The following is a 23,798-nucleotide window of genomic DNA, read 5'->3' as shown; positions in this document are numbered from 1 at the left end:
AATCATGATACTCAAAGTACTCAACGCTGCACTCATCCTTTTTGCCGTATTTATGGGCCTGAAACAGGGCTGGGCCATGATTGGCAACAAGCCGGAAATGGTAACGATGTTCGGTAAATGGCATTTCAGTCCTACTGCTATTACCATCAATGGGATAGTAACCGTGTTGAGTGCTTTGCTGATCCTGTTTCCCCGGACCTTTCTTTTAGGTAACTTCCTGATGGCAGCCACCATTTTGATGATCATCTGTTTTCACCTGGCTGACCGGGAACTCAAAGGGGCGGCTATTGAACTGCCTTTCTTTCTCCTGAACCTGGTCATCATTTACCTGCAGCACCCACTCGCAAAAACGAATTAAATGAAAGCATTGCTTTATATAGCGCTGTGCTTATTGCCCCTGGCGATGAGCGCACAGCGCACAACTCCTCCAACTAAAAACAACAAGATGAACACAGACAAACTTACCAACGAAACTGTAAAGAAAGCCATTACGGCATTGCAGGCAGGTGATAAGAACGCCTGGTATGCATTATTTACCCCTGACCCGGAGTTGTTGGATGATGGAAATAAAATTGATTTTAAGTCGTTTTCAGAAGGCGCATTAGGGCATGAACGCTTTACCGGTATTGATAAAGTAGAAAATAATGGGTTGGATCTTTATGGTAAATTTCACAGTGATAAGTGGGGTGATTTTAAAACGTACTTTAAATTTCAGTTGAATAAGGAAGGGAAGATATCCCGGCTGGCGATAGGACAGGCGAGTTATTGAGGATTATAAAGCACCTGACTTGTCATGATCTTTGTTTCTATAAAAACAATACTATTGCAGAAAATATCATCATCATGAGAATTGAACTGACTAATGTAAATGGGAAAGGAATTGCTGAAATAATATCGGATAATATGGAAGTAAACAATACGGAAGATGCTTTGGATATATTAGGCAATTGCGGCTACCAGGGGGCGGACAATATCATTTTGCATGAGAAGAATATCATTCCGGATTTCTTTGATTTAAAAACAAGAATAGCAGGGGAGATCCTGCAGAAGTTTTCTACTTATAATGTCCGTTTGGCCATAGTGGGTGATTTCTCAAAGTACACCAGCCAGAGTCTGAAAGATTTTATCTACGAGAGTAATAAAGGGGGCAGGGTTAATTTCGTTAATACCGTAGCGGAAGCAACGGAGAAGTTAAGCCGATGAATTTACTAATGAAATTGTGATGGTAATTCTTTTATTCTTCTTGCGGGGATTAAAGTTCCCGCTCCATCAGGTATAGATCGAGGCCCTGGCCCCAATAATCTTTTTGTGTTTCTACCAGGTTGTAACCAAATTTCTCAAAGAATTTATATGCTTTTTGAGAAGTGGTTACAACCAGTTTTTCAATAGTTGGACCTGATTTAAAAATTGTCAGACAATGTTCGACCGCTTTTCTTCCCAGCCCGTGCCCCGTATATGCCGGATGAAATAATATCCAGGTGATCTGACCCACTTTTTTCTCCTCATTTACATAGTATCCCACACCTCCTGCAATATTATTCTCGTGTTCTATCGTGAAGTAGAGATGGGCATTTTCGCTTAAATATGCTTCATAGTCAGCCAGTTCCTTAGGATCAAAATATTCCGGCGTATTGAGCTTGAAAATTGTGAGTAAATCGTTTTTATCAGTTGCTTTATAAGCGCGTATCATGTGTTGTTGATTGGGTAGAGAATATACGCATTCTTATTTACAGAATGATAATTTAAAGCAAATCTTATATCGCCGGTCGCCGGGTCCTTTTTTTAATACCGTAATTTCCTGACATGGAAAGGAATCATGATAATTAAAAGCTGATAAATCTATTTTGTCGAAATCTTCATTGGCGATGGCCCTGGCAATAGTAATATGCGGCGTAATTTTTTTTGACGACCTGGGAAAGAAGGCGGCTAGTAGTTGCATATGAAGCTGGTGAATAGGAGCTGGGTTATTGATCTTTAATACCAGCGATTTGGATTGATCTCCATGCTTGAAAATAAAGCTTCCGCCCAGTACAATGTCGAAACCAGGACAAGACGATAGCACATTTTTTATCTGTTTGCGGATTCGTTCATCATCATCGGGAGCTGTGAACTTCAATAAAGAGATATGTGCAATTGACTTCAGATTGTTTACAGACAAGGAAATCTGGTTACCCAATGCCTCTTTTGCTGCCCGCACAACTTCCTTTATCCTTTCAATGGGAGAAAGAATAAGAAAGTAAGATGTGCCTCTGACAGGCACCATTTCATAATGGAATAAGCTTAATTGGTTCGGATTTCCATGACGCATATAAATGAACATTGAGGCATATAATAACAATGCAGGCATTCAAATGGTTGTGGGGGTAAGGTAATTTAGGCCTGATTGCATTACTTTTATGACACAGCTTTTTACTGCCTTAACATATACCCAATTATACCCATGAACTACAAAATCCTTCTACTGACAATTAGCCTGCTGTCTTGTGGAGAACATCAGGAGGCTGTAAAAGCAAAAAGCAGCGACACGAAACCTGTGGTTGTGGATGATGAAGCTGCCCTTTTCGCGGAGAAAAAGGCTTCTTTGGATCAGTTATTCTTACTAAACAGGGATTCGGCAAAATTCACTTCACAGGATATGTGGGGCTCTTTACTTATCGGACATTTATTCGACAATACACAGAAAGATGCAGTGCTCAGATATAAGGACAACGACACGGTTGCTAATATTATCGTTCTGAGACAGTCAGGCAAAAACTGGGATACTATTTTTTCTACGAAAATTTGGCCGGTGGAAACAGTTGTCTGGGACGAATTCATTGAAGTGGCTGACTTCAACGGAGATAATATTCCCGACTTGAAAATTATAAAGAATTTTTGGTATTATCATACGGGTGAAAACGCGGATCTATGGCTATATAGTAAGGATCACTTTACAAAAGTGGAAGGATTTGATAGCATCGTAAGTGCTACATATGATAAGCAAACGAACTTAATTTATTCCTATCAGAGTAACGGGTGTGCAGATATGGCGATGTACTTCGGTGTTTTCAAAGTTGTTGGCAATAAAGTGGTGAAAATTAAAGAGATGAACTGTAATTGTTGTCTGGAAACCGGTGACAGTTGTTCAATAGAAGTTTTTGGACAGAAGCCACATCTCGTTCCTTACAAGAAGGCTTATAAATATGTTCCGGCTTTTTACGCGGAAGGTGTGAAAGATAAATGTGAGATGGTACCACTAAATAACCAGATAAACAAGTAAAGCCAGTAGAGATACTGACTTTCCAATATTTGTACCATCTTTATTTCCGCCTTTATAATGTTAACAACGTGATACCGGTTACATCTACATCCCCGTTTTTTTTCAGGAACTCATACGTCATCCGATCTGCTTTACAGCCTATAAACCGGACCCATTTTAAGCTCTTGTTTTTAAAGTAGATGTTAATAAGCGTTGCGTTCTGGAATGTCACCATGTCAAAGGCGCAATTTTCAAAATAACACTCCTCCAATTTGCCCTCGAAAACGATATTTTCAATCTGCATTCTACTAAAAGAGGTACGATTCCACACTGCATTTGCAATTGTATTATTCGTAAAAACCCCGGATTTAAGATCCGCTCCGGTAAAATTGGCCGCGGAGAAATCGCAGCGGTTGATATGGCTTCTTGAAAATTCAGCTTCTTTCAGGGAACAGTTTTTAAATATATTGTTTTCTAAGTGAGAAGTCTGAATATCGCAGCTGCCGATATCGGAGTTTGAGAAGTCACAGCTCTCAACATGGTTGCTTTTTAGAATAAGCCCCGACAAATCTGAACTGATAAACTTGCAGCGCTCCATGTGGGAGGAGTTGAATTTTTCATGCAGATTTTTCGCCCCGGAGAAGTCAGCGTCCACCCAGTGTTCGCCTGACATATTCCATCTGGGCTTTTTGGGCTGGTTTCCGGATGGCAATTCAGCCGATTGCCCAACCGAGAGATCCACAGGTGCCACCTCAGTGGCTTTAGATGAGAAGCTTTCTGAAAAATAGTTAAGGTCAACACCCAGAATTTCCGCAAGACGATTAAAAGTAGTGATGTCCGGCATTGATTCTCCGCGCTCCCACTTTCCGACTGCCTGGGAACTGATGGATAAACGCAGCGCAAGTTGCGCTTGAGAAATGTCTATTTTCTTTCGCGCTTCGGCAATTCTATCGCCAATCATTTTAGTATTTAGCATCATCTCTTTATTTATTTTTTCGATACTACAAAGGTATTCTGAGGTATTTCCAGGATCAAAAAAAAGCAGAAACTTATGGTTGTATGTATGCTACTTATGGTTGTTATTGACAACGGTAAGTAGTGAATATCGCTGCTCATTACAATTCATGGGAAGATTTTGAGGGATGCGGTAAAGAAAAATGCTCAATTTAAGTTTTGCGAAGATTAGGTGAATATTGTTGTACGAATCTTTTCGTATATTGTTGGAACTTTATTATTCACTAACAAATCTCAAATCACCAGGTGATGGACACATCTATGATCTCACGTATTAAAAACATTGAGCGCCAGTTAAGAATATATCGGGCAGGTTGCATTATACTGCTTTTGGTAGTAGGGGCGGTTGTTTGCATGTCTACCAGGAGTAATGATGATATTTTGCGTGTAAAAGGATTAATCATTGAAGATGCACAGGGGAAAGCACGTATTATCATGGGAGCGCCGGCTCCCAAAGTGCCAGGAAGGATCCGTACGGATGATTTCACAGGTGTTGCCTATATAGATGAGAATGGAGCTGACCGCCTTACTTTCGGGAAAGAGCCTGATCCTATGACAGTGGGTGGTATCAAGCCCAGGTATGTAGGTGGCGTAGGCATCCTGATCCACGATAAAGCAGGTGTGGAGCGTGGTGGTTATGGTGTGCTGGACGATGATAGAGCTTTGTTGACGCTGGACTGGCCCAAAACAGGGGAGGCGCTGGCATTATCGGCTGATAATCATTTCGCAGCCATCGGCCTATTTCATTGGAGTAAACCTGGCGTATATCGGGAAGCGCTTACTATGGGTGTCATCAGAAAGTCCCAACAATCATTCCTAAAGATTACTGATACCGGTGGTACAGAGCAGCTGAGGGTGCAGACAGACAGTACACAGCCTCCACTGATCAAGCAGTATAATAGCGCAGGGAAAGAGATCTATTCAAGGGGGATTCGCTAGTATCATCACGGGCAGGCATATCGGCGAAACAGCCCCAGAATCTCAAAGTGTCAATCTCTGCATATTTTGGGGTAATGTTTTGGGTAATTTTTTACTTAATTCCCTTTATCTCTCTTAGTCGTTCTTTCCCTTGAAAGATAATCCAGTAATAGAAAACGCCCAATCTCAGTAAAGCTGAAATTGGGCGAGTAAGCGTTCTGGTAGCCTCAACAGGGATCGAACCTGTATCTAAAGTTTAGGAAACTTCTATTCTATCCATTGAACTATGAGGCCATACCCCATTTCTGGGATCGGGTGGCAAAAGTAAGGGTTTTAAATTAATATTTAAAGACTTTCTATATCTACTTTCCCGTTGGCAGGGGCATAGATCCCATCGATTTCTTTCTTGAATTTTTCCAGGATCACTTTCCGCTTTGCTTTCAGCGTAGGCGTGAGTTCGCCGGCATCGACTGTCCATTCATGGGGGAGCAGTACAAATTTTTTAACCTGTTCAATATGGCTGAAAAACTGGTTGTACTTGTCTACCGCTTGTTTGAAGAGGTCCAGTACTTCGGTATTTTTCACCAGCTCCTCGTTGGAGGTGGTGGAAATACCATGTTTGGTGGCCCAGTTACGCAGGTTGCCAAAAGAGGGAACAATCAGTGCTGCAGTGAATTTACGGTCTTCACCTACTATCATGATCTGTTCTATGAAAGGGGATTCCTTGAACTTGTTTTCAATGGGTTGCGGCGCCACAAACTTACCACCGGAGGTTTTAAACAGTTCTTTTTTGCGGTCCGTTATTTTCAGGAACTTATTGTCTATCAGTACGCCTATATCGCCGGTATGGAACCAGCCATCTTTGATGGCATCAGCGGTGAGATCGGGGCGTTTATAGTATCCAATAGTGATATTAGGGCCTTTACAGAGGATTTCTCCGTCTTCCGCCAGCTTAACTTCCACATTGCTGATAACAGGACCTACGGTGCCAAACATCCTGTCTTCCACATTATAGCGGTTTACGCTGATAACGGGTGATGTTTCTGTGAGGCCATAGCCTTCCATGATAGGAATGCCTCCTGCGGTAAATATTTTCAGTAAGCGCACCTGGCAGGCGGCGGCGCCATTCACGATGCACTGTATATTACCTCCCAGGGCGGCGCGCCATTTGCTGAAAATCAGTTTGTTAGCCAGTTTAAGCTGCAGGTTATACCAGGCTCCCTGGTCCTTGTTGATTTCATATCGTTTGCCGATGTCTACTGCCCAGAAAAACAAAGCTCTTTTGATGCCTTTGAGTTCCAGACCGGTAGCCATAATCCTTTCGTATACTTTTTCCAGGAGTCGTGGTACGGTAGTAAAAATGGTCGGCTTTACCTCTTTCAGGTTATCGCCGATGGAGTCCATGCTTTCCGCATAATAGATGGGCACACCGGAGGTGAGATACAGGTAGGTGACCATTCTTTCAAATATATGATTCAGCGGAAGGAAGCTGAGGGCTTTCGCGTTGTTATTTACAGGCAAATAAGGCTGACAGGCCAGCACATTGCTCATGATGTTATGGTGACTGAGCATTACACCTTTAGGCGTACCTGTGGTGCCGGATGTATAAATAATGGTCACCAATTCTTCGGGAGATATATTTTTCTTTACGGTTTCTATCTGTTCAAAATCCGCTTCGTCGCCGAGATCCACCACTTCTTTCCAGTGTCTGGCGCCATCCACTTTGTTAAAGGTGAATATTTCCCGGATGGTAGGGAACTTATCACGCATGCCATTGATTTTGTTTAGGAGTTCTTTGTCGCTCACAAAGAGAATGCGTGCTTCTGCATCGTTTAGCACGTAGGCCAGTTCGTTTTCACTGATCGTTGGGTAAATAGGAGTAAGCACAGCACCTAATTGCTGACAGGCCAGGTCCGTGATCATCCATTCTGGTCTGTTGGGGGAAATGATTGCTATTTTATCTTTTTCTTCGTTGTGTTTGATTCCAGCCCGGATGCCCAGTTTGAGCAGGCCAGAACTGAATTTGAGGGTAATGTCCGCTACTTCTTTTGTACTATATTTTTTCCATTCCCCGTTTTCTTTGCCGGCTAACATATCTGCTTTAGGATAGTTAGCTAATTGGTAAGAAATCACATCAAATAGTCGTTGCGGTTGGTCCGTCATGCTGCTGTAATTTTGTTTTGGCTCAAATATGTCAAATGCGCGTGTGTTGTTGTTCTTTCAGCTTTTCATATTCTTTCAGTGTATCTCCGAAAGGGTCTTTATGATAGGCATTAAAGTATTGAAAAGATAATGCTATTCCCCAGCCCAGCGCTGGCCATACAGGCCACGGTGTGCCATTTGTTTTATCGCTGTCTGTAAGAAACCAAACAGCCCATAACCCCATATTAATAACGAGATATATGATAAGATGTGATTTGAATCCAGCCCTGGCCTTCGCTATACGCCAAAGTCGATCGTCTCTTTCTTGTGTAGTTTCCATTGAAGTCAGTTTTAGGTAATAGTGGTTGTACTAAATTTAAAATATTTTATTGGCTTCAGGGAGAAAAAAACGAAAAAAGCAGACTTAGCGGGTGGCCTTGATACTAAAGGTGATATTCACCTGAGAGTTGATCAGTTTGTCCTGCAGAGATTTATCTGCTCTGTAACTGATACCCCATTGGGTACGGTCGATATTGAAGTTGGCTATGGCATTGAGGGAGGTACTGCTGAAGGTTACCCGTGCAGGAAAGGAGATGTTTTTAGTAATGGACTTCAGTGTCAGGTTGCCGTTAATAATATGGGTGGCATTTTTTAAGGTGAGATCATCGCCCACCGCCTGATGGAAAGGTGCTACGCTGGTGATTTCAAAAGTGGCAACGGGATATTTTTTAACATCGAAAAACATTTCGCCTTTCAGCTCAGTTTCCAGTTTGTGTTGCATGGCGGTATCTGCTATGAGGTCGAGGTCTTGCAGGGAATTCATATTAATGATGAATTGTCCGCCGGTAATGTTACTGTCTTTGACGTAAAGGGCGCCACCGGCCAGTTTCAGGGAACCGTGATGTTTACCGGTTGGTTTGGTGCCTGTCCAGGTTACCTGGCTACTGACCGTATCCGGCAAATAAGCGTTGCCGGTACCTGTCTGTACGGTCTGTGCTTCCGTAATCTTCGCCTTGTCAGCTTTGGGCGCCTGTTCGCAGGCAATGATGCCAACGATAAAAAGTAATATTACACATAGCAGTTTTTTCATAAATACATGTATGCTTTAAAAAACAAGCGCCCCTTAAAACCGGGACGCTTGTTAATAGGTTTTACTATTCAGCCAGTTCCCGGTTGCCTACCCACACAAATCGCTTCACTATAAATTCCTGGTTGGTAAAACTGGCATTGCCTGCCGGATTACCGCCGGTAACGTGAAAATCAGAAAATGCAGCATGTTGATTTACCCATATAAAGCCAGTGAGATTGAAAGATACCGGGGTAAACACGCTGTTCATCTCTTCCGCAATCTTTTCTTTTGTATCTCCATCGGTGGTATAAGCACCGCAGGTAATAGCGCCATATTTCAGGGCCATTTGTCTGGCCAGTTGAATGCTATGGTCTGTATCTCTGGTTTTAATCAACAGGATGACCGGTCCGAAAAGTTCTTTTTCGTAGATGGCCGTATCTGCGCTGGTGACCTCTAAAATGGTAGGGGCGCATACCCTGGCATTGGCGAATTCTTCATTCACCACCGGCGTGCCTTCCAGTATTACTTTTCCGCCCAGGTGATGGGCTTCTTTAGCTCTGGCAAGGGTACTGTCGTTTTGTATGGCGCCTAATGTGCCGGCGCCCATCTTAGGGTGGTTGACCAGGCCTACTATGGCATCCTTAAATTTCTGCACTACTTCGTTAAAGGGTACCTGTCCATTATCGGTACGTACCCCGTTTTCGGGGATAAAAAAGTTCTGTGGCGCAGTACACATCTGCCCGGAATACAGGCTAACAGAAAATGCTAGATTCTGGATAACAGCATCCAGGTCTTTCACACTGTCCAGTATCACAGAGTTTACCCCGGCTTTTTCTGTAAATACGGTTTTGCCAGGTAGTGATTCAATGTAATTACCAAAGGGGCTACCTCCGGTATAATCTATTAATCTAACTTCCGGATGCTCACACAACTCTTTGGTGATCAGGTGTTCAGAGCTATCTGCTGCCAGCTGGCACAGGTTCGGATCATATCCGTTATCCTGTAATGCCTGTTGAATGGCACTAACAGCAATGGCTATAGGAAGTACAGCCCTAGGATGTGGCTTTACGATTACAGCATTGCCGGTAATCAGGTCAGCATACACACCGGGCAGGGTATTCCAAACCGGGAAGGTAGAACAGCCTATTACCAGGCCGGTACCCTTCGGAATGGGTTTAAATGTTTTGTATAGTTTGATACTGGTTTTGCCCATGGGCTTTTCCCAGGTAAGATTGGGCGGGTAGCGCTGTAACTCATGATATCCGGTGGCTACAGCCTCCAGTGCACGGTCATTGGCATGTGGGCCGGAAGCCTGAAAGCTCATCATAAAGCTCTGGCCGGTGGTATGCATGGTGGCATTGGCAATATCAAAAAAGTAGTCTTTTACGCGTTCCAGTGTTTCCGTGAGAATACCAGCTCTTTCTGATACGGCTACTTTGCCCCAGCTTTTCCCAGCTATGGCTGCTTTTGCGAGCAGGTCATTAACGGCAAAAGTGGGATAGGTAACGCCCAGCACTTCGCGGGTATAAGGAGATACCTCTTCTCCGCTCCAGCCGGTTTCGCCGGTTTGCAGTAGTTGTTTGAAAGGTTTCCCCAGCAGTTGCTGATAGCTCTGAACGCCCTTGGCATGGGCATCTTCGCCGTAAGCTTTAGGATGCTCCGGATATTGCGAATAGAAAGTTCGTTCGTGGTTCGCTTTTACAGCGTTGTCAATAATGTTTTGGTGTTTGTTAACGAGCATATTCAGAATTTGAGATTTACAATTTACGGATTTAGTCATTCAGTTGCTACAGCAACTAAATGACTAAATCTATAAATCAAAAAATGTCTAAATACTAATATCCCGAATTTATCAGCGTAAACCTTCCGTCGTTATAATATTCGTCTGGTCTTGGCTTTAAAGGATTGTTACGTTGGTAGTTCAGGAATGCATCATAGTCCTGTTTATGTAATCCTATCCATGCTTTATAACCGGCCTGGTTGGCCGCAGGGCCAAAGAGCCACTGGTTGTAAGATTCAAACATCCCCTCCCGCAACAGGTTGCGTTGAAAATCGAAGAGGGCAAAAGGATATTTCATGCCATAAAAGCTAAACCAATCCAGCAGAAAACGGGTGCGTACCATTACCAGTACTTCCGGGTCTATTCCTCCTGTTACCACACTCATCTGCTTGCCCATACTCGTTTTGTAAGCTTCTACGAAGTCAGCGTTGCTTTTTTTGCCCTTTTTATCATCTGGCAGCATGGCATCAAACAGCGAAGGGTCATTGAATAATTTCTTATAAGATTCCAGCACAATGTTCCTTATTTCAGCCGTGCGGGTGGTAAAACTTTCCATATTCATGAAGGTTTCGCCGTATAATATGCACCACAAAGGGTTGTTACTGAAATCATATGTTTTGGTGGCATTGTAGTAGTTGCCTGGAAATGCAGGATCCTGTTCAATGCCTTTGATCCAGCTGCGTAATGCGCCATCGTACATTTTAAAGTTCATCAGCAGCGTGCCGTTGTCGTTGTATAACTCACCACTGTTAGGAAACTTTTTAAGTGCCCGCTCATACATACGCTGAGCGGTTTTCCATTCTTCCCTGCCTACATAGATATTACCGGCAATCTGGAAAGCCTGTACATCCACATCCCGGTGGTTCAGTAACGGCTCAACTACACTTTTCGCTTTAACAAGGTCACCTTTCAGGTAGAACGTAAAAGCCAGCTGTTTTTTATATTCATAATTATCCGGCTCTAATTGTAAAGCCTGGTTCAACACCAGGATGGCATTAGAATAGTCTCCACTGCGAATGAAGCCGGAAGCTGTATTGTACAACTCTTTGGCATCCTGTGCAACCACTACCTGTGAAAATAAAACTCCTGCAACTATAAAAGCTTTCAATAAAGATGACCGTTTGTTCATTCCTTGTCTGTTCGTTTGTTGTAAAAGTAAGGAAAATGGGGTAATGTCCCACGGATCAATCGATGAGCAGGCGAGGTAGGGGAAAGATAGCTTTTATATTAATTTATTTGTTTATTTGAATCAATGATGTCTTTATTGAAGAAAATAATCGTTACCCCGAAAATAATGACAGCCATGGCTATCACCGGCAGGAAGCCTGCCACCCTCGTTAACTCGCCCAGTATATTCAAATTATCTTTTTCGCCCATACTAAGGAGCAAAGAAATAAGACTGAGCATGGCATTAGAGATAAAAGTAAAGATCAGGCTACGGGATCTGTAATAAAGCCAGCCCAGGAAAAGGGAGATAGGCAGGTAAAGTAGTATGGACGTAGGATAAATATAGGGAAGCGCAGCTATCAGCGTAATGGCTCCCAGAGCTTTATTGACAGGATATCTTTTTAATAACCCATTCAGAATGATTCCCCGGAAAACGTATTCCTGCAGGGCTGGAAGAAGGAATATGAATATCACGCAATAGATCAGCGGATGACGTCGGGAGTATCCATACCCCATCCAGTCGAATGGACTGGTTTCAAGAAAATATTTTAGAATCGCCACAATTACATATAAAGCCGGCACCATCAGTAGCAACATCCATAAATTATTTCCCTGGGGAATACTTAAAGAGAGTGGGGGCTCGTTCCGCTTTTTTTGTTGGTTATACAGGTATAAGGCTAACAGCGCAACGGGTAGCATTACATTCAGCAAATATGCGGGGCGTACTAATGCCAAAAGTAGGAAAGAGGCATAATTAGCAAAAAATAAAAAAAGCGCCAGGCTGGCGAAAAAGAGCGCACCGCCAAAGACAAATGCTTGTTTCATGGAAGGATAAGGAGTTACGGTCAACTCAAAATCATCTTTCAGGAGATCAGGTTGCTGTACAACAGACATAGGTAATGGCGATATAGGTGAATAAAAAATGCCCCTGCCGGGATAAGCAGGGGCTATAAAGATATTAAATGATATGTGTAATCAACCCATCTCTCAGCTTGGGTTCAAACCAGGTACTCTTGGGTGGCATTACGTTTCCGCTGTCGGCAATATCAAACAGCTGTTGAATAGTCACCGGGAACAATGCAAACGCCACTTTCATTTCGCCACTGTCAACACGTTTTACCAGTTCACCTAATCCACGGATGCCGCCTACAAAGTCAATGCGTTTATCGGTGCGCTGGTCTTTGATGCCGAGCAATTTATCGAGCACATTGTTGGAAAGAATGGTCACGTCCAGGATGCCGATGGGATCAGTAGTATAGGTTCCTTCTTTGGCTACCAGGCGATACCATCTGCCATCGAGGTACATACTGAATTCATGCAGCATGGAAGGTTGTTGTGGCAAATGACCAATTTCTTCTACTGTAAAGTCATAGTCCAGCCGCGATAACAACGCTTCTTTGCTAAGGCCGTTCAGGTCTTTTACCACACGGTTATAATCCAGTATGGCCAGCTGGCTGGCGGGGAATATGGTGGTCAGGAAATAGTTGATTGGATTTTCTACGGATGTAATTTTTCCGGCTGCTTCCAGCTCTTTTTGCACCAGGCTGGCAGAGGCGGCGCGATGATGACCGTCTGCGATATAAGTGCAGGGCACTTTTTCTGCAAACAGGGAAGTGATATCAGCTACGGTCGCAGGCGTGTTGATCACCCATATGGTATGTTGGATCCCATCTTCTGCGGTGAAGTCGTACACCGGCTTATTATGTTCCTGCCAGTGATCTACCAGGGCATTGATTTCCGGCACATCATTATATGCCAGGAATACGTTGCCGGTTTGCGCTTTGGTGGTTTTAATATGGTTAATACGGTCCAGTTCTTTGTCCGGGCGTGTAAACTCATGTTTTTTGATGATGCCGTTATTGTAATCGGCAATGGAAGATACGCATACCAGCCCTGTTTGTGCGCGGCCGTTCATGACCAGTTTATAGATGTAATAAGCCGGCTGTGCTTCCAGGAAAAGTACGCCTTCAGTTACGAGGCGATGCAGGTTTTCTGCTGCTTTGTCGTACACCTGCTGGCTGTGGGTATCTATCCCTTCCGGCAGATCGATTTCGGATTTAGAAACATGATAATATGAATAAGGGTTACCGGATGCCGCAGCTTTTGCCTCTTCCGAGCTGAGTACGTCGTAGGGCCTTGATGCTACTTTTGCTGCCAATTCTTCTGTTGGCCTTAATCCGTTAAAGGGTCTGATAATAGCCATGATGAATGATGTATGAGTGAGGAGTAAATATAATAATAAAAAACAATGAATAATCATTAACGAATTACGGAGCTGCAGCCAGACATCAGTGAGATGATCTATCCGCAGCTCCGTAATTATCAGGTATGTAAAAATTTTTACGCCTTCTTCAGGGAGAAGTATTTCATGGCTTCTACCATCACTTCTACACTCTCGTAAGGCAGGGCGTTATACATAGATACGCGGAATCCGCCGGAGAGACGGTGTCCTTTGATACCTACAATGTCTTCTTTTTTACAGAATTTCAGGAACTCATCCTCCATTTCAGGTTTATCCATAATAAAGCAGGCGTTCATTTTACTACGGTCTTCCTTTACCACTGTGCCGCGGAACAGCGGGTTGTGGTCAATTTCATCGTAGAGTAATGCTGCTTTCTTATCATTGATTTTTTCAATGGCAGGAATACCTCCCTGTTCTTTTAACCAGCGGAGTGTCAGCATAGAAATGTATACTGCAAAAACAGGAGGTGTATTCAGCATGGAGCCATTTTCTATATGGTTCCTGTAGTCGAGTATAGCGGGTATTTTGCGCGATACCTTGCCCAATATGCTTTTGCGTATGGCCACCATGGTAGCACCGGCGGCGCCCATGTTTTTCTGTACACCTGCATAGATCAGCGAGTACTTGTTGAAGTCCATGCTGCGGCTCATAATGTCACTGCTCATATCTGCTACCAGGGGAACATCGGTAACAGGTGTCATATGCCACTGTGTACCATAGATGGTATTGTTAGTGGTAATGTGCAGATAACTAGCCTGGGGCGGGATGGTAAACTGCTTGGGAATGTGATTGTAGTTGCTTTCTTTGGAGCTCGCCACGACGTCGGCGAAGCCAAACAATTTTGCTTCTTTGATAGCCTTATTAGACCATACTCCGGTATCTACATAAGCGGCCGTTTCACTGCTTTCCAGCAGGTTCATTGGCACCTGCATAAACTGCGTGGTGGCTCCGCCATGTAAAAAAAGTACTTCAAAGTCGTCATCAAGCTGCATCAGTTCCCTCACCAGGTTGCGCGCCTCGTCCATCACCGCTACAAACGGTTGTGTTCTGTGGCCAATTTCCAGTATAGACATCCCTGACCCTTCAAAGTCAATCAGAGCTTTACTGGCCTTGTACAATACCTCGTTGGGTAATACAGAAGGACCTGCGTTAAAATTATGCACCTTCATGTTGCGATTCAGATTAAATTCATTTTTTGATCTTTCCACTTTGTTTTGGTTTTTCTAAGGAAACGGAAAAAAAACGGCACGGGTATTTTAAAACCTAAGGTGCGTGGTGTAGGATAGGCTAAAAGATGGTATGGGCAAAGATAAAATTTCTTTTCTAATTATTAAGTATTACCCTAAATATTTTAACCGGTTTACTCTTCCCTTACCCGTAGCTTACCCTCCAGCCATTGCTGTTGCAGCTTTTCCACCTCCTGTAACTCGTCCGTAGTAAGGGTTGTATGCGTCAGCTCCCGTAAAGATGGCTGCCCTGCATTTACCCACGCAGTATACCAGGCGGCGGCTACTCCTGCAATGGCATTTTTCATTCTCCTTTCTACCATGTCTCCCATGGAAAGATAATAAGCTTTCGTATAGTCATCGGCGTAAGTACGTACTAACAACCCATTTCGGTTTTCATAAGCGAAACGACGGCCCGGAGAAAATTGTTCACTTAATCGTTTTTCGTATAACAGCACTGTGTCTGCCTCCATTCCGCTTACCCGGATAATGTCCCAGATAAACTTGCGCGGCTCCGGAATATATTCCGCTTTGCCGGCCCAGTAATCAAACTCCTTATCAGCCAGTAACTCAGGAATGCGCGACTCCCACAAACCATGAATTCCCTGCTGACCGGTAAACTGACCGTTATGATTGGAGCAGACATGCAGCGGCACATGCGCATCCGCAATATAGTGCCCCAACTCAGCCGATAATCGCAAAATGCGCTGCTGGTCTTTTTCCCGGAAAGCTTTGGTGAGCATCGCCATCATCTTTTCCAGATGCCACGGCAATATGCCATTCCGGTTCAGCGAATCTGCCGTATAACGTGACACAGCATCTGTCCAGTTACGGGGAATATGATCATACGGAGGTTTGTCAAATAAATCAATATCGATGAAATGCCGGGCCCCTTCTGCAGCTACCGCATAGCGGCGCTTATCCGGATCCGTGGCGTGCACGGTAATGTACTCCAGCTGCGGCTTGTACAATATCATCATTTCCGGCGGCAAACAAAATACTGCCAGCCGGTTGATTCGCTGATGCGCAAAGAATCCCCAGGCACGGGCTTCTGCACATGATAATAACATTACAACAAATAATACGGAAATACGTATGTAGGCGTGGGTTAACATATGGCTATATTTTTTGGGAAGACGAATATAGCCATTTTCGCTTTTTCAAACCGACGGATAACCAGATTTTTTCCAACCGGAAAAACCATTTATCATCCGCCGGCAACGCGTATTAAATATTTGTTACGCCACCGCTTACGGCAAATTTCATCGCCTCTCCGGCAGATACATTTGTCAGCGCTTTCACCCTGTCTTTAGGCACCATAAACACTTTGCCGGTAATAGCATAGGCGTGCGGCACATATACTGCCATATATCCCTCCAAACCGAAATTGCTTACATCCGCCTGCGTAATGAATCCCATCTCCCAAACATCTACTCCGTAAATCTGTACCAGCACCGGATGATCAAATTTTTTCTTCTCACCTACAAACGCATCAAACACATCCTTGATAGAAGTATAGATGTACTTGATAAACGGTGTCCGCTCCAGCAGATGATCAAACAAGTCAAAAATCCGCCCTATGATAAAAGAAGAACTGAGATAACCTACTCCAATGATCAACAGCAATACCGCCGCGAATCCTACCCCTTTATATTTCAGAAAACTAAAAGAAGCGCCTTCCGGAATTAACTCTTTAGGAATGATATTATCTATGGTAACAAACGCCCAGTACAGTGTAAGCGCCGTAATCCCAATGGGCGCCAGTATGAGCAGTCCCTGAAAGAAGTAACGCAACAGTCTCGATGCAAATACTTTAAATCTAAGCTTTGGCGACATGGTTCATAATTAGAAGCGCAAATTAGTCAATAATGCGCGGAAAGTATAAAAGCCATGCATCCGCGCAATCATATCACACCCCCTCCCAATCATTTCCTGCTAAGTTTTTAACTGTTAACCTTTATAATATCAGTTTATTATTGAATGTTGCCACATATAAAAAATAATTACTGGAAACTTTGGAAGTTTGGAAAGTTTCCATAGTTTTGTTGTGCATAACAACAGGGTTATTGCTGTAAAACTATGGAAGCACAGGAACGTATTATGGACACGGCTTTCAGCCTATTTCGTCAATTTGGTACCCGCTCAATTACCATGGATGATATCGCTGAAAGAATGGGTATCTCTAAGAAAACATTGTATGCCCACTTCACCGATAAGGATGATATGGTCACTCAGACCATCAGCCGGTTCATAGAAGTGGTAAATGAAGAATGCCTGGCAGATCGCCAAAAATCCAGGGATGCTATCGAAGAGCTTTTCCTGGTAATGGATATGATAGATCGCCGGCTGCGCAATATGAATCCCGTCATTATGCTGGATCTCCATAAATTTCATACAAAAGCTTTCCAGGTTTTCGAGGAGTATCAGAATAACACGCTTGCTACCCTGATCCGGGAAAATATGGAAAGAGGCATCAGCGAAGAATTATACCGGCCGGATATCGACATCAGAATATTAACACATTACCGCATTCACGCCTGTATGATCTGTTTTAAACCGGAGCTCTTCCCGGGTGGATATGATATGAATAAAGTACAGAGAGTATTGCTCGAGAATTTTTTGTACGGTGTGGCTTCTCTGAAAGGATATCAGCTTATTGAAGAATATAAACAACTATCGCAAAATAAATAATACTATGCTATCAATCAAAAGGCTCACCAGTATGGCTTTTATGGTGTGGCTGCTGTCAGTGGCCATCAACGTCAGGGCCCAGCAACAGCAGAATCTCACCGAGCCAATCAGCCTGTCTGCCAAAGAAGCGGTAGACTACGCGCTGGCTAATCAGAGCTCCGTGAAAACTGCCAAACTGGATGAACTGATACAGCTGGCTAAAAATAAAGAGATCAGTGGTTTGGCGTTGCCTAATATCGCAGGAACGGGTTCTTATCAGTATAATCCAATGGTACAGAAACAAATGTTCAATGCCAAAAACTTTGGTTCTCCCGTTGATTCCTTTACTGCCGTATCATTCCAGCTCAAACACAATATGCTGGGAGAAGTAAAGCTTACGCAAACACTCTTTGATCCCAGCGTACTGGTAGCATTGCAGGCCCGGAAAACACTGGAAGTACTGGTGTCACAAGGCGTTACAAAAAGCCAGATTGATGTAAAGTCAGAGGTATATAAAGCATACTACAATGTACTCTCTGCCAACAAAGCATTGACCATTCTTACTGAAAATGTTAACTCACTGGAAAAAATCCTTGGTGAAACCAAAGAGATTTATAAAAACGGGTTGGCGGAAAAACTGGATGTAGATCGTCTCGTAGTGCAATACACCAATCTGCAGACAGAACAAACCAAACTCCGTAACCTGATTGAATTAGGTATCGCCTCTCTGAAATACCAGATGGGAATGCCACTTAAGCAGGCTATTATTTTGAAGGATACACTGTCTACTCAAAAAATTGTGGAAGATGTACTCGACATGGATAAATTCGATTACTCCCAACGTATCGAATACCAGTTGCTGGAAACACAGAAGACGGCGAATGAATATGATCTGAAAAGATATAAGATGAAAGGTTTGCCATCACTGCAACTGTTCGCATCTACCGGTGCACTCAGGGGTAGTGATAAATTCGATTACTTTCAGAGCCCGATGTGGTATGGTTACGTAAATACAGGACTCAATCTCTCCGTGCCCATCTTTACCGGCTTGCAGCGTAAGCGCCAGGTAGATCAGGCATGGCTGACCGTAAAGAAAAGTGAAGTGGCTATTGAAAATGCCAAGTTGGGAATAGACCTGGAAAGAGAACAGTCGGCCTCTACTTTCCGTAACAACGTACTCACCCTGGAAGCACAGGAAAAAAATATGGGACTGGCGCAGGATGTATATCATACCACCCAGATCAAATACAGGGAGGGCGTAGGTTCCAGCCTGGAAATGACGACTGCTGAAAATGATCTGCTCACTGCACAAAATAATTATTTCACTGCTTTGTTCAATGCGATCGTTGCTAAAATAGATCTGCTGAAATCATACGGCAAACTATAAGCTCAATTATTTCAATCACCATTCACTACTAATACCATGACCAAAAGATATTCTTTCCTGATCCCCTTCATCACACTCGTACTGGCTGCCTGCGGCGGTGGTGGCGGAAATAAAACGGAACAGCTGCAGCAGTTGAAACAGGAAAAAGTAAAATACAATGAAGACATCGACAAGAAAATTGCTGCACTTGAAAAAGAAGTAGGCAAAACAGATTCTGTGCAGAAAATGAAAGATGTCACCGTTACTGAAGTAACTGATACTTTATTCGAGCATTATATTGATGTACAAGGTAGCGTAGACGCCCGCGAAAACGTGAACGTTTCCGCCCGTGTACCAGGCGTGATCACCAGCATTTCTGTAAAAGAAGGACAAGCTGTAAGCCAGGGACAAACATTGGCCCAGGTAGATGACCAGGTGTTGAAAGCTAACATGGCAGAACTCCGCACACAGATGGAACTGGCCAACACCCTGTTTGAAAAACAAAAGAATTTGTGGTCGCAGAAAATAGGATCTGAAGTACAATACCTGAACGCCAAAAATCAGAAAGAAGGACTGGAAAGGAAAATGGCTACCCTGCAGGATCAGCAATCACAAACCCGCATCATTGCACCCATCAGTGGTACAGTGGATGCTGTGATCGCCAAAGTAGGTGATAACGCTGCACCGGGCAACCCGGCCTTCCGCGTAGTAAACGCCAATAACCTGAAGATTACTGCTAACGTGGCAGAAGCATATGCAGGCCTGCTGAAAACAGGCGACCCTGTAGTGATTGCATTCCCGGATATTAACCGCGAAATACGCAGCAACATCAGCTTCGCTTCCAGAACCATCGATCCGCTGAGCCGCACCATTAAAATTGAAGTGCCGCTGAAACCGGATAACGGCCTGCGTCCTAACATGATTGCACACATCAGGATCGTAGATTACACCGCTAAAAATGCAGTAGTAATCCCCGTAAGCGTGATCCAATATACTTTAGGCAAACCTTATGTAATTGTTGCACAAAATGCTAACGGTAAACTGGTAGCACAGCGTAAAACAATTGAACTGGGCCGCACTTATAATGACCGGGCGGAAATAAAAACTGGTTTGGGTAAAGGTGATAAAATCATCACTACAGGTTTTCAGGGGCTGAACGATAACGACCTGATTAAATTATAAAGCTGCTTCAAACAGCTAAAATCAAGTGTATGCAAGATAATCTCAATAAAGAATTTAAGCCTACCAGTTGGGCCATTGATAATAAGGTGAGCATTTATGTGGCCACTATTATCATTGCGCTCGCAGGTATTCTTTCCTATAATAGTCTGCCGAAGGAACAATTTCCGGAAGTAGTGTTCCCGCAATTCTATATCAATACCATCAATGCCGGTACTTCTCCGGAAGATATGGAAACAACGGTGACGAAACCTATTGAAAAGCAGTTGAACGGCATCTCCGGTGTGAAAAAAATCAAGAGTACATCCATGCAGGATTTCTCTGCGATCACCATCGAGTTCAATGCCAATGAAGATATTGAAGCTGCCCGTCAACGGGTGCGTGAAAAAGTGGACGATGCTAAAAAGGATTTGCCAACGAACCTTACACAGGAACCACAGATCGTAAAAATCGATGTGTCGCAGATTCCTATCATGAACGTAAACCTTTCCGGTGACTTCGACCTGCAAACTCTGAAAAAGTATGCAGATGATATGAAAGACCGTATTGAGGCACTCAATGAAATTACCCGTGTAGACCTGGTGGGTGAACTGGAACGTGAGATCCAGATCAACGTGGACAAATACAAAATGGATGCGGCCAAAATCAGTTTCGATGATATCATTCTCGCCATACAGGGTGAAAACATTACCATCTCCGGCGGTTTAGTGGCAATGGATGGTCAGAAACGTACCCTCAGTGTAAAAGGAGAATATAAAGATCCTGCACGGATTGGTAATATCGTTGTACGCGGACAGTCAGGTGCTACTGTATATCTCAGGGATATTGCCAATGTAGTGGATGGCTTCCTGGAGCAGGAAAGCTACGCCCGTTTGGCAGGTAAGAATGTAATCACGCTGAACGTGATCAAACAGAGTGGTAAAAACCTGATCGATGCATCCGATAAGATACAGGCAATTACGAAAGATATGCAGGAAAATTATTTCCCTAAAAATCTGAACGTAACCATCACCGCAGATCAGTCTAAATCTACCCGTGTAACCTTGCACGATCTGATTAATACCATCATCATCGGCTTCCTGCTGGTAACCCTTATCCTCATGTTCTTCATGGGAGCAGTGAATGCGATCTTCGTGGCACTGTCGGTACCTATCTCCATGTTCATCGCATTTCTGCTGATGCCCACGTACGGCTTTACGCTGAATATGATGGTGCTGTTCTCTTTCCTGCTGGCATTGGGTATTGTGGTGGATGATGCCATTGTGGTGATAGAAAACGTACACCGGATATATAATGAGCGAAAAGACCTGGGTATTGTGAAGGCGGCCAAGATAGCTGCGGGAGAGGTCTTCCTACCGGTATTCTCGGGTACGCTTACAGTATTGGCGCCTTTCGTTCCTTTACTTTTCTGGCCTGGCATCATCGGTAAATTCATGTTTTACTTACCGGTAACGCTCATTACCACATTGGGTGCTTCACTGATCGTAGCTTATATTATCAACCCCGTTTTTGCTGTTGATTTTATGGACCGGCATGAAGGGGAGAATCATCCCAAGCCGAAGTTCGATAAGAAATTCACGATTCTCTCCGCTGTGTTTGCGGTATTTGCGCTCATCGGATATGCCAATGGCAGCGTGGGTGTAGGGAACTTTGTGATCTTCCTTTACCTGGTCATTTTGCTGGAACGCTTCTGGTTAGGTGGCGTGGCACGTCGCTTCCAACATGGTTTCTGGCCTAAAGTGCAGGAGCGCTATAAAATTATCCTGAAGTGGTGCCTGCTGGGATGGCGTCCTGTGTGGATTGTGATAGCTGCTTTCGGTCTGTTGTTTTTCAGTATCGTGCTAACGGCTATACGAAATCCGAAGGTGGTATTCTTCCCGCAGGCAGATCCTAACTTCATATACACATACATAGAATTGCCGAACGGTACTGATCAGAAATACACGGATTCTATTACCAAGATTGTGGAAAACCGCATTACCAAAGTAGTAGGAACGAAGAACCCCATCGTGGAATCCATTATCTCCAATGTGGCCAAAGGTGCCGGTGATCCTTCACAGATGGATCTTAGTGTACAACCACAAAAAGGTAAAGTAACTGTTGCCTTCGTGGAATTTGGCGCCAGAAATAATCAGTCTACCGTACAGTATCTTGACAAAATCAGGGACGCTGTGAAAGGGATACCGGGTGCCAATATCACGGTAGAGCAGGAGCAGGGCGGTCCGCCAACAGGTAAACCAGTGAATATCGAAATCACCGGTGATAACTTCGATGAGTTAACCAATACTTCGTTCAGACTTAAACGTTACCTCGACTCCTTACAGATTGGTGGGGTGGAAGAACTGAAAAGTGATTTCGAAGATAACAAGCCGGAAATAGTGGTGAACATCGACCGTGAAAGAGCCAACGCAGAAGGGATCTCCACTAAGCAGATTGGAGGAACTCTCCGTACCGCCTTGTTTGGTGCGGAAGCTTCCAAGATCCGTGATGCGAAAGATGAGTATAAGATCATGGTAAGATTAAATGAGGCTCAACGGAATAATATCAACAACCTGATGAACCTTAACCTGGTATACAGGGATATGAATATGGGCGGGGCTATTCGCCAGGTGCCATTGTCAGCGGTAGCGGACATTCATTATTCCAATACTTATGCAGGTATCAAACGTATAGATCAGAAACGTGTTATTACGCTCTATTCCAACGTATTAACGGGTTTCAATGCCAACGAGGTAGTGCAGCACATCGAAACATCCTTGCATGACTTCACGCATCCTTCTTCGGTATTGATTAAAATGACCGGAGAGCAGGAAGACCAGCTGGAAACCATGAACTTCCTGTTGATGGCGATGCTGGGCGCATTTGGCCTGATCCTGATGATCATGGTAACCCAGTTTAACTCTATTGGCCGTCCAATGATCATCTTAATGGAAATCCTGTTCAGCATCATTGGGGTATTCCTGGGTTTCTCCATCTTTAAGATGAGTATTTCCATTGTAATGACCGGGGTGGGTATTATGGCGCTGGCGGGTATCGTGGTGCGTAATGGTATCGTACTGGTGGAATTCACGGATCTGCTGATTCAGCAAAAGATGCCGGTAAATGAGGCGGTAGTGGAAGCAGGTAAAACCCGTATGACGCCGGTCGTCTTAACTGCCATTGCTGCGATATTGGGTCTTATTCCGCTGGCAGTGGGCTTTAACATTGACTTTGCGTCATTGTTCAGTGAGTTCAAACCACATATTTTCTTTGGGGGAGATAACGTAGCGTTCTGGGGTCCTTTGGCCTGGACTATGGTATTCGGGTTGGTGTTTGCCACTTTCCTGACACTGATTATGGTACCGGTCATGTATGCCATGAACAAGCGTTCTATAGATGTATTGGATAAGTATAACATGCCACGGTGGCTGAAGTACGTGCCATTCCTGGTGTTATTTATAAAAATATTCATGAAACGGTCAGACGTAAGGATGTTACACGATCCTAAATATTTGTCTGCCAAGCCATATGATTTCTTTCCGGAACCAGAAGTAGAAGAAGAGCCGGTGAATGGGAAGAAAGTGGGTGGAATCTCCGTTAATTAAGTTTTTTTTCAATACAGTGTAACAGTTGTAGGTTAACAGTCTCCGTCCCGATTCTTCGGGACGGATTTTTTTTGTATATTGTAGTCGAATTGGTTTTTTTTTATTCCATTAACAAATTTTAACATTTGGAATGAGTGGCATTTGAATAGCCTTTATTACTTTTGACCCTTCAGACAGTTACACGTTACTAGCCATATACAGCC

Annotated in this window: 22 protein-coding genes and 1 tRNA gene; 9 read left to right on the top strand and 14 right to left on the bottom strand. The window is 43.8% G+C overall.

From position 1 onward, the window contains the following. The first annotated feature begins 4 nt into the window (after window positions 1-4). The 3 genes from AC1DP6_RS28040 (at window position 5) to AC1DP6_RS28030 (ending at window position 1,203) form a co-directional block, all read left to right on the top strand. Window positions 5-358: a DoxX family protein gene (locus AC1DP6_RS28040; protein WP_477057832.1), complete on the top strand. Its 354-nt coding sequence runs from the start codon at window positions 5-7 to the stop codon at window positions 356-358. After that, entirely contained in the window at window positions 359-769 is a 411-nt protein-coding gene (locus AC1DP6_RS28035; protein ID WP_477057831.1) for a hypothetical protein, read from the top strand. 74 nt (window positions 770-843) lie between these two features. After that, window positions 844-1,203, top strand: coding sequence for a DUF4180 domain-containing protein (locus AC1DP6_RS28030; RefSeq protein WP_477057830.1), 360 nt, complete (start codon window positions 844-846; stop codon window positions 1,201-1,203). Window positions 1,204-1,252: 49 nt separating this feature from the next. On the opposite strand, the gene AC1DP6_RS28025 is transcribed toward AC1DP6_RS28030, so the two are convergent. Both AC1DP6_RS28025 and AC1DP6_RS28020 read right to left on the bottom strand, forming a co-directional pair. After that, entirely contained in the window at window positions 1,253-1,690 is a 438-nt protein-coding gene (locus tag AC1DP6_RS28025) for a GNAT family N-acetyltransferase (protein ID WP_477057829.1), read from the bottom strand. A 33-nt stretch (window positions 1,691-1,723) separates the two neighbouring features. Continuing rightward, window positions 1,724-2,308: a 2'-5' RNA ligase family protein gene (locus tag AC1DP6_RS28020; protein WP_477057828.1), complete on the bottom strand. Its 585-nt coding sequence runs from the start codon at window positions 2,306-2,308 to the stop codon at window positions 1,724-1,726. Window positions 2,309-2,440: 132 nt separating this feature from the next. Between AC1DP6_RS28020 and AC1DP6_RS28015 the strand changes: the two genes are divergently transcribed. After that, window positions 2,441-3,259 (top strand): XAC2610-related protein, encoded by an 819-nt coding sequence (locus AC1DP6_RS28015; protein ID WP_477057827.1) that lies wholly within the window; start codon window positions 2,441-2,443, stop codon window positions 3,257-3,259. A gap of 52 nt (window positions 3,260-3,311) precedes the next feature. On the opposite strand, the gene AC1DP6_RS28010 is transcribed toward AC1DP6_RS28015, so the two are convergent. Then, window positions 3,312-4,217, bottom strand: coding sequence for a helix-turn-helix domain-containing protein (locus tag AC1DP6_RS28010; protein ID WP_477057826.1), 906 nt, complete (start codon window positions 4,215-4,217; stop codon window positions 3,312-3,314). A gap of 284 nt (window positions 4,218-4,501) precedes the next feature. On the opposite strand from AC1DP6_RS28010, the gene AC1DP6_RS28005 reads away from it, so the two are divergent. Continuing rightward, window positions 4,502-5,191, top strand: a complete 690-nt coding sequence (locus AC1DP6_RS28005) for a hypothetical protein (protein WP_477057825.1) — start codon at window positions 4,502-4,504, stop codon at window positions 5,189-5,191. 198 nt (window positions 5,192-5,389) lie between these two features. Here the strand turns inward: AC1DP6_RS28005 and AC1DP6_RS28000 are convergent. The 11 genes from AC1DP6_RS28000 to AC1DP6_RS27950 form a co-directional block, all read right to left on the bottom strand. Then, window positions 5,390-5,464: transfer RNA gene (locus tag AC1DP6_RS28000), tRNA-Arg, on the bottom strand. A gap of 51 nt (window positions 5,465-5,515) precedes the next feature. Then, entirely contained in the window at window positions 5,516-7,333 is a 1,818-nt protein-coding gene (locus AC1DP6_RS27995) for an AMP-dependent synthetase/ligase (RefSeq protein ID WP_477057824.1), read from the bottom strand. Between the two features lie 31 nt (window positions 7,334-7,364). Beyond that, window positions 7,365-7,652, bottom strand: a complete 288-nt coding sequence (locus AC1DP6_RS27990; protein ID WP_133807442.1) for a 2TM domain-containing protein — start codon at window positions 7,650-7,652, stop codon at window positions 7,365-7,367. A gap of 84 nt (window positions 7,653-7,736) precedes the next feature. Beyond that, the gene (locus AC1DP6_RS27985) at window positions 7,737-8,402 is read right to left on the bottom strand and encodes a YceI family protein (protein WP_477057823.1); all 666 of its coding nucleotides are present in this window, start codon (window positions 8,400-8,402) and stop codon (window positions 7,737-7,739) included. A 64-nt stretch (window positions 8,403-8,466) separates the two neighbouring features. Further along, window positions 8,467-10,122, bottom strand: a complete 1,656-nt coding sequence (paaN, locus tag AC1DP6_RS27980; RefSeq protein WP_477057822.1) for a phenylacetic acid degradation protein PaaN — start codon at window positions 10,120-10,122, stop codon at window positions 8,467-8,469. Between the two features lie 94 nt (window positions 10,123-10,216). Continuing rightward, window positions 10,217-11,290 (bottom strand): tetratricopeptide repeat protein, encoded by a 1,074-nt coding sequence (locus AC1DP6_RS27975; RefSeq protein ID WP_477023498.1) that lies wholly within the window; start codon window positions 11,288-11,290, stop codon window positions 10,217-10,219. A gap of 98 nt (window positions 11,291-11,388) precedes the next feature. Then, window positions 11,389-12,222 (bottom strand): lysostaphin resistance A-like protein, encoded by an 834-nt coding sequence (locus AC1DP6_RS27970; protein WP_477057821.1) that lies wholly within the window; start codon window positions 12,220-12,222, stop codon window positions 11,389-11,391. A 64-nt stretch (window positions 12,223-12,286) separates the two neighbouring features. Further along, window positions 12,287-13,531 (bottom strand): DUF1015 domain-containing protein, encoded by a 1,245-nt coding sequence (locus AC1DP6_RS27965; RefSeq protein ID WP_477057820.1) that lies wholly within the window; start codon window positions 13,529-13,531, stop codon window positions 12,287-12,289. A 137-nt stretch (window positions 13,532-13,668) separates the two neighbouring features. Beyond that, window positions 13,669-14,778 carry a 3-phosphoserine/phosphohydroxythreonine transaminase gene (gene serC / locus AC1DP6_RS27960; protein ID WP_477057819.1) on the bottom strand — a complete coding sequence of 370 codons (1,110 nt, stop codon included), beginning with the start codon at window positions 14,776-14,778 and terminating at the stop codon, window positions 13,669-13,671. A gap of 152 nt (window positions 14,779-14,930) precedes the next feature. Beyond that, on the bottom strand, window positions 14,931-15,866 hold the full coding sequence (locus AC1DP6_RS27955; protein ID WP_477057818.1) for a zinc dependent phospholipase C family protein: 936 nt from the start codon (window positions 15,864-15,866) through the stop codon (window positions 14,931-14,933). 157 nt (window positions 15,867-16,023) lie between these two features. After that, window positions 16,024-16,632 carry a DUF502 domain-containing protein gene (locus AC1DP6_RS27950; protein ID WP_441576402.1) on the bottom strand — a complete coding sequence of 203 codons (609 nt, stop codon included), beginning with the start codon at window positions 16,630-16,632 and terminating at the stop codon, window positions 16,024-16,026. A 243-nt stretch (window positions 16,633-16,875) separates the two neighbouring features. On the opposite strand from AC1DP6_RS27950, the gene AC1DP6_RS27945 reads away from it, so the two are divergent. From AC1DP6_RS27945 to AC1DP6_RS27930, 4 genes are read left to right on the top strand one after another with little or no spacing between them, the layout of a single operon-like run. Further along, a complete protein-coding gene (locus AC1DP6_RS27945) occupies window positions 16,876-17,487 on the top strand; it encodes a TetR/AcrR family transcriptional regulator (RefSeq protein WP_477057817.1) in 612 nt (203 codons plus the stop codon). 4 nt (window positions 17,488-17,491) lie between these two features. Further along, window positions 17,492-18,853, top strand: a complete 1,362-nt coding sequence (locus tag AC1DP6_RS27940) for a TolC family protein (protein WP_477057816.1) — start codon at window positions 17,492-17,494, stop codon at window positions 18,851-18,853. 36 nt (window positions 18,854-18,889) lie between these two features. Next, window positions 18,890-20,014: an efflux RND transporter periplasmic adaptor subunit gene (locus AC1DP6_RS27935; RefSeq protein ID WP_477057815.1), complete on the top strand. Its 1,125-nt coding sequence runs from the start codon at window positions 18,890-18,892 to the stop codon at window positions 20,012-20,014. Window positions 20,015-20,043: 29 nt separating this feature from the next. Continuing rightward, window positions 20,044-23,595: an efflux RND transporter permease subunit gene (locus AC1DP6_RS27930; protein WP_477057814.1), complete on the top strand. Its 3,552-nt coding sequence runs from the start codon at window positions 20,044-20,046 to the stop codon at window positions 23,593-23,595. The last annotated feature ends 203 nt before the right edge of the window (window positions 23,596-23,798 follow it).

The organism is Chitinophaga sp. 01L420 (assembly GCF_056399985.1).
This window is presented reverse-complemented; position numbering and strand designations above follow the sequence as displayed.

What these genes read in the sequence shown, in the direction of transcription:
- AC1DP6_RS27935 (WP_477057815.1), top strand. Translation starts at nt 18,890, where the DNA reads ATGACCAAAAGATATTCTTTCCTGATCCCCTTCATCACACTCGTACTG.
- AC1DP6_RS28035 (WP_477057831.1), top strand. Translation starts at nt 359, where the DNA reads ATGAAAGCATTGCTTTATATAGCGCTGTGCTTATTGCCCCTGGCGATG.
- AC1DP6_RS27985 (WP_477057823.1), bottom strand. Translation starts at nt 8,402, where the DNA reads ATGAAAAAACTGCTATGTGTAATATTACTTTTTATCGTTGGCATCATT.
- AC1DP6_RS28010 (WP_477057826.1), bottom strand. Translation starts at nt 4,217, where the DNA reads ATGATGCTAAATACTAAAATGATTGGCGATAGAATTGCCGAAGCGCGA.
- AC1DP6_RS27930 (WP_477057814.1), top strand. Translation starts at nt 20,044, where the DNA reads ATGCAAGATAATCTCAATAAAGAATTTAAGCCTACCAGTTGGGCCATT.
- AC1DP6_RS27950 (WP_441576402.1), bottom strand. Translation starts at nt 16,632, where the DNA reads ATGTCGCCAAAGCTTAGATTTAAAGTATTTGCATCGAGACTGTTGCGT.
- AC1DP6_RS28015 (WP_477057827.1), top strand. Translation starts at nt 2,441, where the DNA reads ATGAACTACAAAATCCTTCTACTGACAATTAGCCTGCTGTCTTGTGGA.
- AC1DP6_RS27990 (WP_133807442.1), bottom strand. Translation starts at nt 7,652, where the DNA reads ATGGAAACTACACAAGAAAGAGACGATCGACTTTGGCGTATAGCGAAG.
- AC1DP6_RS28030 (WP_477057830.1), top strand. Translation starts at nt 844, where the DNA reads ATGAGAATTGAACTGACTAATGTAAATGGGAAAGGAATTGCTGAAATA.
- AC1DP6_RS27965 (WP_477057820.1), bottom strand. Translation starts at nt 13,531, where the DNA reads ATGGCTATTATCAGACCCTTTAACGGATTAAGGCCAACAGAAGAATTG.
- AC1DP6_RS27945 (WP_477057817.1), top strand. Translation starts at nt 16,876, where the DNA reads ATGGAAGCACAGGAACGTATTATGGACACGGCTTTCAGCCTATTTCGT.
- AC1DP6_RS28040 (WP_477057832.1), top strand. Translation starts at nt 5, where the DNA reads ATGATACTCAAAGTACTCAACGCTGCACTCATCCTTTTTGCCGTATTT.
- AC1DP6_RS28025 (WP_477057829.1), bottom strand. Translation starts at nt 1,690, where the DNA reads ATGATACGCGCTTATAAAGCAACTGATAAAAACGATTTACTCACAATT.
- AC1DP6_RS27975 (WP_477023498.1), bottom strand. Translation starts at nt 11,290, where the DNA reads ATGAACAAACGGTCATCTTTATTGAAAGCTTTTATAGTTGCAGGAGTT.
- AC1DP6_RS27970 (WP_477057821.1), bottom strand. Translation starts at nt 12,222, where the DNA reads ATGTCTGTTGTACAGCAACCTGATCTCCTGAAAGATGATTTTGAGTTG.
- AC1DP6_RS27995 (WP_477057824.1), bottom strand. Translation starts at nt 7,333, where the DNA reads ATGACGGACCAACCGCAACGACTATTTGATGTGATTTCTTACCAATTA.
- AC1DP6_RS28005 (WP_477057825.1), top strand. Translation starts at nt 4,502, where the DNA reads ATGGACACATCTATGATCTCACGTATTAAAAACATTGAGCGCCAGTTA.
- AC1DP6_RS27955 (WP_477057818.1), bottom strand. Translation starts at nt 15,866, where the DNA reads ATGTTATTATCATGTGCAGAAGCCCGTGCCTGGGGATTCTTTGCGCAT.
- AC1DP6_RS27940 (WP_477057816.1), top strand. Translation starts at nt 17,492, where the DNA reads ATGCTATCAATCAAAAGGCTCACCAGTATGGCTTTTATGGTGTGGCTG.
- AC1DP6_RS28020 (WP_477057828.1), bottom strand. Translation starts at nt 2,308, where the DNA reads ATGCGTCATGGAAATCCGAACCAATTAAGCTTATTCCATTATGAAATG.
- paaN (WP_477057822.1), bottom strand. Translation starts at nt 10,122, where the DNA reads ATGCTCGTTAACAAACACCAAAACATTATTGACAACGCTGTAAAAGCG.